10 protein-coding genes and 4 tRNA genes are annotated in these 14,201 nt (G+C 38.0%); 5 read left to right on the top strand and 9 right to left on the bottom strand.

Annotation, left to right across the window (positions count from 1 at the left end; genetic code table 11):
- Window positions 1–91 precede the first annotated feature (91 nt).
- The gene (locus FY049_RS12425) at window positions 92–484 is read right to left on the bottom strand and encodes a hypothetical protein (RefSeq protein WP_056516786.1); all 393 of its coding nucleotides are present in this window, start codon (window positions 482–484) and stop codon (window positions 92–94) included.
- 240 nt (window positions 485–724) lie between these two features.
- The gene (locus tag FY049_RS12420) at window positions 725–1,243 is read right to left on the bottom strand and encodes an exonuclease (protein WP_446083780.1); all 519 of its coding nucleotides are present in this window, start codon (window positions 1,241–1,243) and stop codon (window positions 725–727) included.
- A 153-nt stretch (window positions 1,244–1,396) separates the two neighbouring features.
- Between FY049_RS12420 and FY049_RS12415 the strand changes: the two genes are divergently transcribed.
- From FY049_RS12415 to FY049_RS12405, 3 genes are all read left to right on the top strand, one after another.
- Entirely contained in the window at window positions 1,397–2,881 is a 1,485-nt protein-coding gene (locus FY049_RS12415; RefSeq protein ID WP_224964655.1) for an FAD-binding oxidoreductase, read from the top strand.
- A gap of 439 nt (window positions 2,882–3,320) precedes the next feature.
- Window positions 3,321–3,737, top strand: coding sequence for a lysozyme inhibitor LprI family protein (locus FY049_RS12410; protein ID WP_224964656.1), 417 nt, complete (start codon window positions 3,321–3,323; stop codon window positions 3,735–3,737).
- 122 nt (window positions 3,738–3,859) lie between these two features.
- Complete coding sequence (locus FY049_RS12405) at window positions 3,860–4,960, top strand: HPP family protein (protein ID WP_224964657.1); 1,101 nt, start codon at window positions 3,860–3,862, stop codon at window positions 4,958–4,960.
- A gap of 139 nt (window positions 4,961–5,099) precedes the next feature.
- Here the strand turns inward: FY049_RS12405 and FY049_RS12400 are convergent, their stop codons facing one another.
- Window positions 5,100–5,360: a PspC domain-containing protein gene (locus FY049_RS12400; protein WP_224964658.1), complete on the bottom strand. Its 261-nt coding sequence runs from the start codon at window positions 5,358–5,360 to the stop codon at window positions 5,100–5,102.
- Window positions 5,361–5,688: 328 nt separating this feature from the next.
- Between FY049_RS12400 and FY049_RS12395 the strand changes: the two genes are divergently transcribed.
- Window positions 5,689–6,360: a hypothetical protein gene (locus FY049_RS12395; protein WP_446083779.1), complete on the top strand. Its 672-nt coding sequence runs from the start codon at window positions 5,689–5,691 to the stop codon at window positions 6,358–6,360.
- A gap of 222 nt (window positions 6,361–6,582) precedes the next feature.
- Here FY049_RS12395 and FY049_RS12390 read toward each other — a convergent pair whose 3' ends face one another.
- Window positions 6,583–7,353 carry a TorF family putative porin gene (locus tag FY049_RS12390; protein ID WP_262782199.1) on the bottom strand — a complete coding sequence of 257 codons (771 nt, stop codon included), beginning with the start codon at window positions 7,351–7,353 and terminating at the stop codon, window positions 6,583–6,585.
- A gap of 608 nt (window positions 7,354–7,961) precedes the next feature.
- Between FY049_RS12390 and FY049_RS12385 the strand changes: the two genes are divergently transcribed.
- Entirely contained in the window at window positions 7,962–10,937 is a 2,976-nt protein-coding gene (locus FY049_RS12385) for a cytosine permease (RefSeq protein ID WP_446083778.1), read from the top strand.
- Between the two features lie 399 nt (window positions 10,938–11,336).
- Here the strand turns inward: FY049_RS12385 and FY049_RS12380 are convergent.
- The 5 genes from FY049_RS12380 to FY049_RS12360 form a co-directional block, all read right to left on the bottom strand.
- Window positions 11,337–11,412, bottom strand: a tRNA-Lys gene (locus FY049_RS12380).
- Between the two features lie 160 nt (window positions 11,413–11,572).
- Window positions 11,573–11,648 (bottom strand) — tRNA-Lys (locus tag FY049_RS12375).
- 93 nt (window positions 11,649–11,741) lie between these two features.
- Window positions 11,742–11,817: transfer RNA gene (locus FY049_RS12370), tRNA-Lys, on the bottom strand.
- Window positions 11,818–11,909: 92 nt separating this feature from the next.
- Window positions 11,910–11,985, bottom strand: a tRNA-Lys gene (locus FY049_RS12365).
- 195 nt (window positions 11,986–12,180) lie between these two features.
- Window positions 12,181–14,022: a long-chain-acyl-CoA synthetase gene (locus FY049_RS12360; protein WP_151956656.1), complete on the bottom strand. Its 1,842-nt coding sequence runs from the start codon at window positions 14,020–14,022 to the stop codon at window positions 12,181–12,183.
- Window positions 14,023–14,201 lie beyond the last annotated feature (179 nt).

Genomic DNA, 14,201 nt, shown 5'->3' with positions numbered 1-14,201 from the left:
AGTATTAGAAAAAATTGGTTCTAAGTATAAGGATTTTGGGGAGGTGTGGCAAAGGTTAGTCTATAAATATTGATTCTTATCGCAGATCAACTTATGTACATTTTTTCAGATTTTCTTTTGAGATAAAGCTTTTTATTTCTTTGGCCTCTTTTCTTATTTTCATTTCCTCAATGTGCTCTTCAATTTTTGCATCTGGAGCATCACTATTGATTACGGGTTCCGAGCTTGAATTTTCAGATATTAAAATGAGATCATCCCTAAAAAAAGCCCAATCTTTTTCTATTGTTGGTATATTTTTAGAAGTGGTTTTTGCTTTTAAGATGCAGATTTTATCTTTTTTAATCAGCGTAAGTTCAAGTGTGCTTGATGGTTCGCCCGTCATTGCAATTTGCTTTGTTTCTAAAATTACAGGTTCATTTGATGTACTACATGCAGCAAGGAAAAAAGAAGAAGTTAAAATGATGAAATGGATTATTTTGTTCATTGGTAAAATTAAATAAGTTAAATTATATATTTGATATTAACATGGAAAATTTATATTTATAAACTTTTTAAAGGTAGAGGGCGCTTCAAAAGCTGAATGTCGGAAGTTCATTATGACGATGTCACAACGCTTCATTCAATGTTAAGTAAATGAATTATTTAGAAATCATAGGGGCGAATTTAGAGGATGATAAAATGCACAAGATCATTATTGGGCTGTAGCAAAATTAGAAAAGATCAATCAAAACTTAATCTTCAATCCATAATCCTTTTTCAATGCCAATAAAGCCTCAGCATTGCCTTTGGCATCGTCAACAGGGTTATGGGTATGTGCTGTTTTACGTAAATGCTTAAAACTTTGAAAGCTATCTTTGACCAGTCCTTTATACAAACTGCCTAAATTTTGTGAACTAAATCCAAAGGGATTACTGCCAGTAAAATGATGAAAGTACCAACAGAAAAACATCCAGTCAAAACCATTATTATCGCTAATAAAAATAGGGCGATCATTACTGACTTTGCTCACCCACTTGGCAAAGTCTTTCATAACATGCTCAGGATTGTTAAAGCTTAGGGTATCTTCACGACTAAAGCCTGAAACTGCGAGAGCTTGAGGAATATAATTCTCGGAAATTGGTTTAAGTAAACCGTAGAATTGTTGATGTAAATGATCTTCGACCAACACTGCACCTAGCGCAATCATTGAGTAATCACCGGGAATTGGACCATCTGCTTCGATGTCCACCATAATATAAGCCATATATTCTCCTTATTTTAAGATATTGTTTTTATGGTGGAAGTCATTATAAATGATGATTCTGATCGCTGACAAACTTTATCGGTATTTTGCTTTTTTAATATTTATAGCTTATAAATTATTGAATAAATTTAAAACATTTTTAAATCATCCCTTATGCAAAAAATACAGAAAAACAAACTTTGGCTAAGCCTTCTCCTTATTCTATTGGCAGTTATTTCTATTCCTGCAATTCATCTTTTTAAAACAAAAATCAATGAGCAACAGGGAATTGAGCATATTCCTACAGGTTATCGGGATGATGCCAGTCATCTTAATTTGACAAAAGTGCATAAAATTGTCGATGTAGAAAGTACACCCGAAGCGATTCAACAACAACTTAAAACTTTACTTAAATATGCAACTGAACATCATCTAAAAGTCTCGATTGCGGGGGCTAAGCACAGTATGGGCGGGCATACCATTTACCCTGATGGTATTGCACTGAATATGTTGCCCTATAACCATATGAGCTTTGATGAGAAGAGCAATATTCTCACGATTGGCTCGGGTGCAACGTGGGAAGAGGCACTTCGGTATCTAGACCGCTATGGTAAATCAATTGCAGTGATGCAAGCGTTTAGTAATTTCTCAATTGGCGGCTCGATCAGTGTCAATGGACATGGTTGGCAAAAGAATTCACCCCCAATTTCATCCAGTGTTGAGTCATTTACCTTGATGAATGCCCAGGGAGAGATTGTAAAATGTAGTCGTACAGAACATCCTGAATTGTTTAAATTGGTGATTGGTGGCTATGGATTATTTGGCATTATTCTCGATGTAAAATTAAAAGTTGTGGATAATGTCGCTTTAACATTTCAATCAATTTCAGTTTTACCTGAAGACTATGTAAACGCGTACCAAAAGATTGTCAGCAATAATCCAGATGTACAATTTGCTTATGGTCGTTTACGTATTTCAGACAAGCATTTTTTACAGCAGGCAACCTTAAACTATTTTGAAAAAATCGATAAAAAACCTTTAGCCTTGTCACAACAGCAAAGTAAAAACGCTGAAACTAAGCGGATTGTGTTCCGTGGATCTGTCGATAGTGAATACGGCAAACGACTACGCTGGGATCTAGAAAGTAGTCTGAATTCAGTATCGCCTTATGCGATATTTAGTCGCAATGAAATTCTCAGTGAAGATGCCGCCTTGATTGAAAATAAAGATATCCATTCAACCGATCTATTGCATGAATATTTTATTCCAAAGCAGCACTTGGCTCAGTTTATTCAAGATCTCAAGCCCGTTTTAAAAACTAAAAAAGTGGATCTACTCAATATCACGATTCGTGAAGTTGAACATGATCATGATGCATTTATGAATTATGCCCGAGAGGATGTTTTTGGCTTGGTGTTTCTGTTTAATCAAAAGAAGACCCCACAACAAGAGCAGGATATGCAACAACTGACTCAGCAATTGGTTGATATTACACTTAAAAACCAAGGCACATTTTATTTGCCTTATCGCTTACATGTAAGTCGCGACAAGATGCGTTTAGCCTATCCGCAAACGGATGCTTTTTTTAGTTTGAAGAAAAAATATGATCCAGAGGAGATTTTTAGTAATCAGTTCTATCTACATTATCGTGAGTCGTGAATGATGGTCTGGAAAATACTTTTAATAAACCCCAATAACAGCACCCTGCAAATAAAGAAATTGCATAAAAAAACCAATCGCTCAATAGTTTCCATAGCGGTGTAGGCAATGATCCAGTAAAAACCAGATAGCCAATGATACTGACAATTAACCACATCAACAGTGAACCGACGAAAATACTGAAAAAATTAAGCCAATACTGATGTGCAAGCCAAAGTGAGATGACATAAGCAATTGGAATGACTATAACGCAATAAATCAGATAAACGATTAAGCTGATACCAAATATTGTGAGTAGAGACTGTATATCATATTGATGATTCATAAAAAGAAAAAACGCGACCAATAGGATTAAGCTCAGACTGGGTGCTAAAAACAAAGCCTTTAAAATCGATTTATTGCTATATTGAGCCATGATCAAAACAACAAAGGAATAAATATGATAAGAGCATGCACAATCATGATGGTTTTATCTACAACTATTTGTTCAATATCGGCTTATGCAGAACTGAGTGCTACTTCAGTCGATGTATATAACCAATGTGTTGAACAAACCATCGAAAAACTGGCTTTAGGCAACATTAACAATGCCGTGGTTGAATCATGTAGTAACCAGAGCAGGGCATATTATGAAAAAGAAATTGTCAAAGTTCTTGATCAGATCAAAAAACAGAGTCAGATAGACCATCAGCCAGAACGTTATAATGACATCATGAAATCACAACGCTTATGGAAAGCTTATGTTGATCAGGAGTGCCAAAATGCTGGAAGTTATATTGGTTCACCCATGTATGCATTTTGCCCAATGCAAGAATATGGGAAAAGACTTGATCAATTGACTGAATATGCCCAGTGAAAAATCAGTAAATGAGAAATATCAGCGAAAAATTTATCCATTTAAGATAGATAATAAATATATCTTATAACCACAACATCGTATAATTCACACTTTAAACCGTGTTAAAGCGCAGGACTGTCGTGTTTCATACGCAACTTGAATGGTTAAATACCTTAAAACCCAATTTTAAAGTTTTACCGCTAAAAGATCGTTTAGTCTGTGGTGTTGGTGCACTGCTTGGATTAGCAGTGTCATCATTGATCAGTTGGTATGTACTCGGTGGATTTAATGCATGGTATATCGCACCGATGGGCGCGTCCTCAGTATTGCTCTTTGCTGTACCCGCGAGTCCTTTAGCACAACCTTGGAATATGGTGGTGGGGAATACCATCGCAGGTTTAGTCGGCGTGACCTGTGCCATCTTTATTTCCAATCCAACCGAGGCATTTAGTGTTGCTGTTGCATTGTCGATATTCCTGATGATGAGTACAGATTCATTGCATCCACCAAGTGGCGCAGTAGCGATTACTGCCGTATTGGGTGGCGCTTCTATTCATCAGTTGGGTTATCAATTTATTTTTTATCCAGTATTACTCAATTCAGTCTTGCTGCTAGTGATTGCAATCATTTTTAATCGTATGTTAGGAAAGCAATATCCACAGGTTGCACAGCTCAATACACGTTCTAAGGATCCAACGCCGACACAGAAAGTCACGATTCAACCGCAAGATATTCAAGATGTGTTAGAACAACAGACACAGCTTTTAGATATTAGTGAATATGATTTACAAAAAATCATTTTAGAAGCACAAGCAAAGGCCAACGCAAGAGCAGTACATCAATACCTTTGCCAAGATATTATGAGCAAGGATGTGCTGAGCTTGGATGAGCAAGATGATATTCACCAAGCTTTAGATAAGTTTAAACATGTGAATTTGATGAGTTTGCCCGTGCTCAATGCTGATCGGGAATTGGTTGGCACATTGGCATTGTATGAAATTGTAGAATGGTTTAAACGCGCTGCCGATGCTCGGGCCCCTTGGGAACATTTGGTCAAACAAATTATGAATCGACAAGTGGTGACTGTACAGCCGACACAACCGATTCAAGAGTTGGTACCTTATTTCGTTGAACGCTCTTTTAATTATATCCCTGTGGTTGATCATCAAAAAATGGTCGGGATCATTAGTCGCGCAGATATGATTGCAGCATTACAGCAACAACTCAATAATTCACAATGATACTGTTTAAAAATAAAACCGTTTAAAAATAAACCGTTTAAAATAAAACCGTTTAAAAATGATGCGGTATAAAAAAAGCTACAGCAGTTTGGGGGAACTGTTGTAGCTGAAAAGGGTAATATCTTTAAATCGAAGTCAATTAATGGGTTTTCTCTTCATAAATGGTTCGTACAGGGCGTTCATAGCTTTGCGGTTCATTTAGCTGCAATTTTTGTTTTGGCATAATTAACCAAAGCACTAAATACACCAGAATACCTGGAAAAGCTGCGCTCAAACATGAAACAATTACGAAAATAATGCGTAGTAATGTGACATTCCAACCAAAACGTTCAGCAATACCGCCCATTACACCGGCGATCAGATTATGTCGGCTTGAACGATATAAACCAGAATTGGCCATTTAAATCTCCTTAAAGTTATTCATCATCATTCATGATTAAAAATTTAAAAATGAATTTATATAAGTAAATAGTGGCGTTTCTGTTTGATTCTTCAAGTGAATCACCGATTAAAATTGTTAAGACTGTGTAACAACGCCAGTTAAATCATTAAAAATAATGTAAAAAGTGTCCAAACTTATAGGGAGATGGTTGAGACAAATATGTTTTTTATACTTTTGTAAAAAATACACCGTTAAGATTTCGAGAAACGGTACAACACAATAAGATATACATATACACATTCATTTTTGATGTGTCTGGCACGGTGTAATTGGGTTATTTGGATTTATGTATTTAACTTTTCATAAAGTAATTTTTTTTCGAATTTTAGGCATCAGTATTTGTACAGTACTGAGTGCTTGCGATTCCTCAAAATCAAATGATAAACAACAAGGTGCATCTGACACACAAAATTCATCCAGTGAGCTTGCTTTGCAGCCAACGCCACAACGTGCCAATGCAAATGAAGGTAAAAAACTGACCGATCTTGCGGGTCAAGCCACCTTACCTGCAATGGCAGAAATGAAAGGGCAAGACCAGCAAAGCGACGTAGTTTCCACAAAAGCTGAGGCATTTGTAGGACGTTATCATGTTCAAATGAGTTGTGAAGATCCTTTTGCCAAGTGTGAAAAAGGTAGTGCAGAGTTTATTATTAACTTACTCCCAGACGGTACCGCACATCGTACCTTTGTGTATATGGGGAAAATGACCTATGAAAATAATGATATCAAGCCGAACCGTGGTTATCAAAAAAATACTTGGGTTTATGACGAAGTAAATCATGAAATCGTGATTAACCGAATTGAAGGTATTCAGTTCTATTACAACGTGGATGCACAAAATGACTTGGTGATGGATATTGATAAAATCGTTAATGGCACTGAAGAAAATCGACTCTATTTTAGTCAACACCATACCGCACCAACAAAAGCCTATGTGTTAAAGAAATTTGATAATTAAAAAGCGAAACAATCGAATAAGCGCATTTGAATAAGAACGCTGTTTTGATCAAGACATATGTTGATTTAAACAATCTGGTGGGACTTGAGGGTGTAACCCACCAGAATGACGCATTTAAAATTTTGAAATGAATGATCATCTCAGAAATGCATTTTTTAAATTGAACAAATCTTAGAAAATCAGTTAGCAGTTAAACATTGTGTATCGTCTAGAAATGCAATGTTAAAACGCTTTGGTTAAACTAAAAATTGCACCGTTTGCGACTGTACGTTTTTCACTTTTAGAGAGCTGATCGGTATTCAAGTTGGTACCGACCGCAGATAACTCCGCAGTTAAACCTTCAAGCGTTTTGAATTGATAATTCACCCCAAGCTTCCAATCGACATAATTATCGGCATCGAGATCAATCAATGCACCTTTATCTTGGATGATGGAATAACCAATACTTGAAGTTAGACCAAAACCTGTTTCAGCCAATGGTACTGAATAGCCTAAGGTGAAGTTCCATGCATTACCTGCAAATCCAATATAGTCATCACTATAATTAATATTGGTGAGGAGACTATCTTTAGCCAAAAATACGTTATCAATGGTTAAACGTGCAGAAAACTCATGCCATGCCCAATCTGACCAACCCGGGTAGCTAAATCGGTTATAGCTTAAATCTAGTGTTGGTTTAATCTGTTCAAAAAAAATGAATTTAGTGTTATAGCCAATATATGAGGTAAACTCAAAATGTGGTGATGTTGAACCACCGAAGTCAGTATTGGCAGCAAAGATTCCGCCATATAAACCAGAATCATGTGACAATACAAAGGTCCCTTGTACCGCAGGATCATTACGAGATTGGGATAGACCACGGAAACGGTAGTCCGTTGTCAGTGCAGCAGAACCGCTTAAGCTAAGACCTGATGAATGTCCTGTTTCTGAGGCCATAGCAGAATGAGTTGCCATTGTTGTTAGCATTACCGATAAAATTACTGGTTTAATCATATTGATATCCTTTTCGTAAAAATTTGGATTATTCCAAAATCCTTTTTTATGTCGATCAACGACGCATTTTTGTTTTTGTTATCTTAAGTACTGATGTTATAAAGAGATAATAGAATATTCAGAACACATGCCTCAAAAAATCTGAATCGCTTGGGTATAACGATGACTTTTATCCAATTGAGTTAAATTTTTTTAATGATTATTTATGTAATTATTTTTTAATAAAAAATTCTTTTGAACGATAAATTACTTTTTTTAACCCTAGATCAATGATCTGCTTTTCACCCATCGTTTTTTTTCAATTCAAGTGGTACCCAAGCTGGTGTATAGGTCGATATTGAATATCGAACAAATACAAGCCTGAGATAATTTTTCTTTAATTTGTTCGTGATTATTCTGGCCTCAATATTTTCAACATATTAAATGGTCTTAATTTGAAATTTTAAGATGATTTCGCAAATGATTTTGATCTCTTTGCGATGGGGTAACTATGCTATTCAGTCCTTTTTAGCCTTACTTTAAAAAAACTAAAGGCTTGATACTGAATATAAAAATTTAAGCCGATCCTCAGATTGGTTATAACTTTTTTATTTATGGAATGGATTCCTATGTCTATCACAACTATGGAAAGTAGTACGATTCAGGCAATCCCTGAAAATCAACGTCACGGTAACGCACGCGATCTATTTACGATCTGGTTTGGCTCAAACATTATGTTATTGACCATGTTTACGGGTTCATTGGCGGTTACAGTTTTTAATTTGAGTTTCTTTTCTGCCTTAATGGCATTGGTTTTAGGCAATCTTGTTGGTGCGATTTTTGTCGCACTGCATTCTGCGCAAGGTCCACAACTTGCAGTACCGCAAATGATTCAAACACGCGGGCAATTTGGTTTCTATGGGGCTTTGCTTGTTGTTGGCGTCGTGGTGATTATGTACTTGGGCTTTTATGCATCCAATCTGGTGGTTGGAGGCGAAGCACTACATACAATTTATCAGCCGATTTCTAAGGTACAAGGCATCACAATTATTGCGATTGGGAGTCTGATTGCAGTTATTTTTGGTTATAAACTCATTCATAAATACACCCAAATCCTTGCGGTACTTTCAGGTTTAATGCTGCTTGCTGCTTTTATTCGTGTATTTAGTTCGCAATACTTTCCCCAAGATTTCTTTCAGCTGGGAACGTTTTCAAGCATTGGCTTTATGGGAACCTTATCTATTGCCGCATTATGGCAGTTGGCTTATGCCCCGTATGTATCAGATTATTCCCGCTATTTGCCTAAAGCGACTGGGGCAAAAACTGCATTTTGGGCAAGCTATTGGGGCTGTTCACTCGGCTCACTGATTTCAATGATCTTGGGCTTGACTGTTGCTCGTGCCTATAGTGGTGACTTTATTCAAGGCTTAATTCATTTAACCGGCTCCGGTCTATTTAGTACCGCTTTGATTATCGTCTTTTCTCTCGGGATTGCTGCCACAAACTCAATGAATTTGTACTGTGGTACTTTATCGAGCATCACTATTCTACAAACGATTTTTCACCGTTGGTCACCGCGAGTGCTTGCCAGAACTATAGTTGCATTAAGCTTATTTAGTGTGGCGATGTTCTTATCTGTTTCAAGTTCGGACAGTTTTGTCGAGAGTTATGTCAATTTTATTCTCTTGCTCATGTGTGTATTGATTCCATGGACAGCGATTAACCTCATCGATTATTACTTTATCCATCATACTGAATATGATGTGCCATCCTTCTTTAAACCTGATGGTGGGATTTATGGTTACTTCAATTGGCCTGCATTAATCTGTTATGTGGTTGGGATTTTGATTCAAATTCCATTTTTATCTACGCCGCTGTATGTTGGTCCGCTTGCCAAATTACTGGGTGAAGTGGATATCTCATGGGCGGTTGGTTTACTTGTGGTTAGCCCGCTGTATTATGTTGTGGCAATGTTATATAAACGCACATTACCTGAAATAGACAATCAACAATTACAGCAACATAGCTATGATTATGTCATCGTTGGTGCGGGTTCGGCGGGGAGTGTGATTGCCAATCGATTAAGCGAAAACCCAAATACCCGTGTCTGTTTGATTGAAGCAGGCGCTGCTGATAATTCGCCACGCATTCAGATTCCAGCAGGAACGATCACCTTATATAAGAGTAAAAAATATAGCTGGAATTTCTTTTCTACCCCGCAGAAACGTTTGAATAATCGTCAAATCCATGCCCCGCGCGGCAAAATGGTGGGTGGCTCAAGTTCAATGAACAGTATGATTTATATTCGCGGGAATGCCTCAGATTATGATAATTGGGAAGCGAAAGGTTGTGCTGGATGGGGCTGGAAAGAGGTTTTACCATTCTTTAAACGTTCTGAAAAAAATGTCATTCAGCAAGACCTGGCTTTTCATGGTATTGATGGCGAGTTGTTTGTCGATCATCCGAAAGATCCGAACCTATTATCTAAACTCTTTATCCAAGCTGCTGCTTTGCTCAATCTAAAAGAAAATCAAGATTTTAATGCTGCATCAAGCGAAGGTGTGGGGATATATGATGTGACTCAACGTGATGGTCAGCGTCTATCCAGCTTTAAAGCATTCGTTCAGCCGATATTGACACGCTCAAACCTTACAGTGGTGACTGAATGTGAGGTTGAGCGCATTCATCATAGTGATGGTCAAGTGCACTCGATTCATGTGCAACGACAAGGACAAAATTTTGATATCAGAATCAATAAAGAGTTAATCCTCTCTGCTGGTGCTTTTATTTCGCCGTTATTATTGATGAAATCTGGTATTGGTCCGAAATCCGAGCTGGAACAGGCGGGTATTGAATGTAGAGTTGATTTACCTGGGGTAGGTAAAAACTTGCAAGAGCATATTGATGGCTTGGTAACCGTCAGAACAAATAGTTCAAAAACACTCGGTTTTTCCGTTGGAGCTTTAACATCTATATTGCCCGCACCATTCCAGTATGCGCTCAAAAGAAAAGGCTGGTTAACCACCAACTATGTAGAAGCAGGGGGCTTTGCAAAAACACCACTGGCAACAGATTTACCAGATGTGCAATTCCACTTTGTTCCGGGGTATCGTAGTCATCGTGGTCGTCTGTTTGAATGGGGGCATGGCTATGCAATCCACACCTGTGTTTTAAGACCAAAGAGCATTGGTGAAATACGTATTAATGCTCAAAATCAGATCGAGATTGATTATAATTTCCTTGAAAAAGAACATGATATGCACGTGCTGATCGAAGGAATTAAACTGGCACAGCGTATTTTAAAACAAGATGTATTTAAGGCGTTCAATGGTCAAGAAATCTTACCCGGACCTGATGTTAAAACCGATGCAGATTATCAAGCTTATGTTCGTGAATATGCTGCAACCGTATTTCATCCCGTGGGAACATGTAAGATGGGGATTGATGCAATGAGTGTGGTCAATCCAAAGCTTAAGGTCGTTGGTTTTAATAATCTGCGTATCGCTGATGCATCCATTATGCCTGATCTTGTTTCAGGCAATACCAATGCGCCATGTATTATGATTGGCGAACGTGCCGCAGATTTTATCCTTCAACAGCAATAATCCACTGGGTAAATTTCCGTTGATTGTTTTAGTTGAGTAGTCTATTCATTATCAAACCGTGCTCAATCTTGATTATTGGGCACGGTTTTATGTTGTTATGGGGCGATGCTATAACTCGTCAAGCAGGAGAATATTATCTTGCTAGCGATGATTTGATATTTGTTCGTTCAATAAGAAGAATCAAAGTTTTTTAGCTATTCAGTTTGGTCGTGTCATCTGATTGCGATTGTTGGCTTGGTTGTTTGAGTTAAAACCGTTAACTAAGATCTCAGCCGATATTTGAGTATAGATGCTTTGTTGTTATTGAATGATAAAGCAATCCATTTGATTAGAACGTGCAGTTATCAGAAAAATAATTCAACTGAGCTTATTTTAAGGGAGATAAATGACTTAAAAATCTGGTGGGTTGTGTGGGGTTCGAACCCACGACCAATAGATTAAGAGTCTACTGCTCTACCAACTGAGCTAACAACCCTGAACTTGTTTAAAACATGATTAAACCAGAACAAAAGATGAAGCAAAATTTCGAGAATGGCGAAGCATCTAATAAAGATGTTTGGTCTTGGTCGGAACGTTTGCAGGTTTCGTTTCTATTGTAGTACTTTAACTGTACAGAAAGAAGCCTTAAGAAAGAATGGTGGGTCGTCCGCGATTCGAACGCGGGACCAACGGATTAAAAGTCCGCTGCTCTACCAGCTGAGCTAACGACCCTGAGCGAGATGTGTAAAGCACGTTGCTTTACCCGATATCAGTGAAAATCGAGAATTTTCTATCGGTATCTATTTACAGGTTGAAACATGAAGATGGTGGGTCGTCCGCGATTCGAACGCGGGACCAACGGATTAAAAGTCCGCTGCTCTACCAGCTGAGCTAACGACCCTGAGCAAGGATGTATAAAGCGATGCTTTACACGATATTTGTGAAAATTGAGAATTTTCTATCGCTATCCATTTACAGGTCAAAACAATTAAGTGGTGGGTCGTCCGCGATTCGAACGCGGGACCAACGGATTAAAAGTCCGCTGCTCTACCAGCTGAGCTAACGACCCTGAACCTTCATCCAAGCTAGGCTTGAATGTGTAGTGCAAGAAAACTAAAAAGTTTTTAAACACCACTTTGTTTTGATGGAGCGTATTTTAGCAAGATATTGATAGAGCGCAAGTAAAAATTAAGAAAGTTTGCAACGTTCGGTTATAAATAACACAAAATGGACTAAAAAAGCCCTGAAATCAGGGCTTTTAGCTTTAGAAGCGGTATTTATAAGCTTCAATATTGGCAAAAACTTCCGCAGTGACATCGCAATAGGCATTGGCACTTGGCAGTAAAACCAATAAACGATCAGAGGTTTTTTCAGGATTAAAGGCTTGTTCCTTTAATTTATTTTTCTGATATTTAAATGTACCCGTCGTTTCTACAATTTGTTGGATACGTAAAAATACCGGAACAGCATAGGCTGGCAAGTTCTTTTTAAACTCGACTGCAAGTTGGCTTAGATCTTGTTCAGTCAGTTCTTCCCCATCATGCAAAGTAATGGCAGCCATACCTGCTCGACCATTGGTATTTGGAATTTCAACGCCGTAAACCACAGCTTCTGTGATTTTAGGGTATTCACTACAAATATTTTCAACTTCAGTTGTTGAAACATTTTCACCTTTCCAGCGGAAAGTATCACCAAGGCGATCGACAAATTGCGCGTGTCGGAAACCAATATCACGAACCAAGTCGCCAGTAATAAAGTAAGAATCGCCTTTTTTAAAGACATCTTTCATGATCACTGACTTGTTCTTTTCCGGGTCTGTATAGCCATCAAAAGGGGAACGCTTGGTGATTTTACCAATCAATAAGCCCACTTCACCTTTTTTGACCTTTTGACATGCACCATGACTGTCACGGATTGCTTCATTTTTTTCTTTATCGAACTGGACGATGGCATAAGGTGTAGGTGAGAAGCCAACAGTATTGTTAAAATTAAAAACATTACTGAAGCCTACATTTCCTTCACTAGAGGCATAAAGTTCTAAAATTTCTTCGATACCAAAGCGTTCTTTAAACTTGCCCCAAATATTTGGACGCATACCATTACCGATCATTTTGGTGACACGGTGCGTATGATCAAGTTCTGAAGCAGGTGCATCCATAAGGTAGCGGCAAAGTTCACCGACATAACCAATGGCTGACGCATTAAACTTTTTGACATCAGACCAAAATGCAGAGGTAGAGAATTTACGACGGATTGCCAAGGCTGAACCACCTGCAATAGCACCACACCAGCACACCACCATACCTGTTGCATGGTAAAGCGGTAAAGTGCAGTACATCACATCATCTTCACCTAAGTTTAAGACATGACCATATGTTCCATATGCCAAGGTCCAACGACTGTTGGTAAAGACCACAGCTTTAGGTAAACCGGTTGTGCCAGAGGTATAGATATAAAACAAGCCATCTTTCCCTTTGACACTTTGTGTGGTCGAAGGATTGAATTTTGGAAATTGTTGAATTTTTTCAGCAAGATTGATAAAGCCTTGAGGTGCTGTACCCGGGTCTTGCGTTGTATTTTGATCTGCAAACCAATGGATGCGGTCTTGAGCAATGTTTAAGTCTTGACGAATCTCATCTACAGCAGCACGGCATTCTTCACCGACGATCACCGCAACAGGATTGACCAAATTGATACTATGCGTCAGGACTTTACCTGTCTGTGAGGTATTGACTAAAGCTGTTGTTACGCCAATTTTTGCCAGTGCAATCACGGTCGCAATCAGCTCAGGACGATTTTCGATCATCACGGTGATCGCATCGCCTTTTTTTATACCAATAGAAAGATAAAAGTGTGCAATCTGATTGGCCCAGTTATTCAGTTCTTTATAACTATAGCGTTGATCTTCAAATAATAACGCATCACCATAAGGATTGCGTTTTACAGCACGTTCAAAAGCAAGACCTAGCCCAGCAGGCGTATTGGGTGTTCTGATATAAGCTTGTTTAAGTCCAGTCAGGATGTTGGGAAGCTTATTGATGAGCTGTGGTAAGCGCTCTGCGACATCAGTAAATCCGATGAGATCGGCCTGTGTTGTTTGACTCATATCAATCCTATTTATTTTTCGTAATCCAATACAATTTTTAGAGTGTCATTGACTCACATTACATTTGTCTTTTTAATCGTATAAGACTAGTGCAATCAACCTAATCTGACAAATGTCCTGATAATCTCTTCAAAATAGCAAAAAAACCTAGCCATCGAAATGACTAGGTTCTCTTTAAT

Source organism: Acinetobacter sp. 1125_18A, from assembly GCF_052824985.1.
Note: the sequence above shows the minus strand (reverse complement) of the source record. Positions and strands in the feature narration are given on the sequence as shown.

Bases quoted from the DNA above. Each gene is read 5' to 3' on its own strand.
- FY049_RS12410 (WP_224964656.1), top strand. From the start codon at position 3,321: ATGATAAGAGCATGCACAATCATGATGGTTTTATCTACAACTATTTGT.
- FY049_RS12395 (WP_446083779.1), top strand. From the start codon at position 5,689: ATGTATTTAACTTTTCATAAAGTAATTTTTTTTCGAATTTTAGGCATC.
- FY049_RS12400 (WP_224964658.1), bottom strand. From the start codon at position 5,360: ATGGCCAATTCTGGTTTATATCGTTCAAGCCGACATAATCTGATCGCC.
- FY049_RS12415 (WP_224964655.1), top strand. From the start codon at position 1,397: ATGCAAAAAATACAGAAAAACAAACTTTGGCTAAGCCTTCTCCTTATT.
- FY049_RS12390 (WP_262782199.1), bottom strand. From the start codon at position 7,353: ATGATTAAACCAGTAATTTTATCGGTAATGCTAACAACAATGGCAACT.
- FY049_RS12420 (WP_446083780.1), bottom strand. From the start codon at position 1,243: ATGGCTTATATTATGGTGGACATCGAAGCAGATGGTCCAATTCCCGGT.
- FY049_RS12360 (WP_151956656.1), bottom strand. From the start codon at position 14,022: ATGAGTCAAACAACACAGGCCGATCTCATCGGATTTACTGATGTCGCA.
- FY049_RS12425 (WP_056516786.1), bottom strand. From the start codon at position 484: ATGAACAAAATAATCCATTTCATCATTTTAACTTCTTCTTTTTTCCTT.
- FY049_RS12385 (WP_446083778.1), top strand. From the start codon at position 7,962: ATGTCTATCACAACTATGGAAAGTAGTACGATTCAGGCAATCCCTGAA.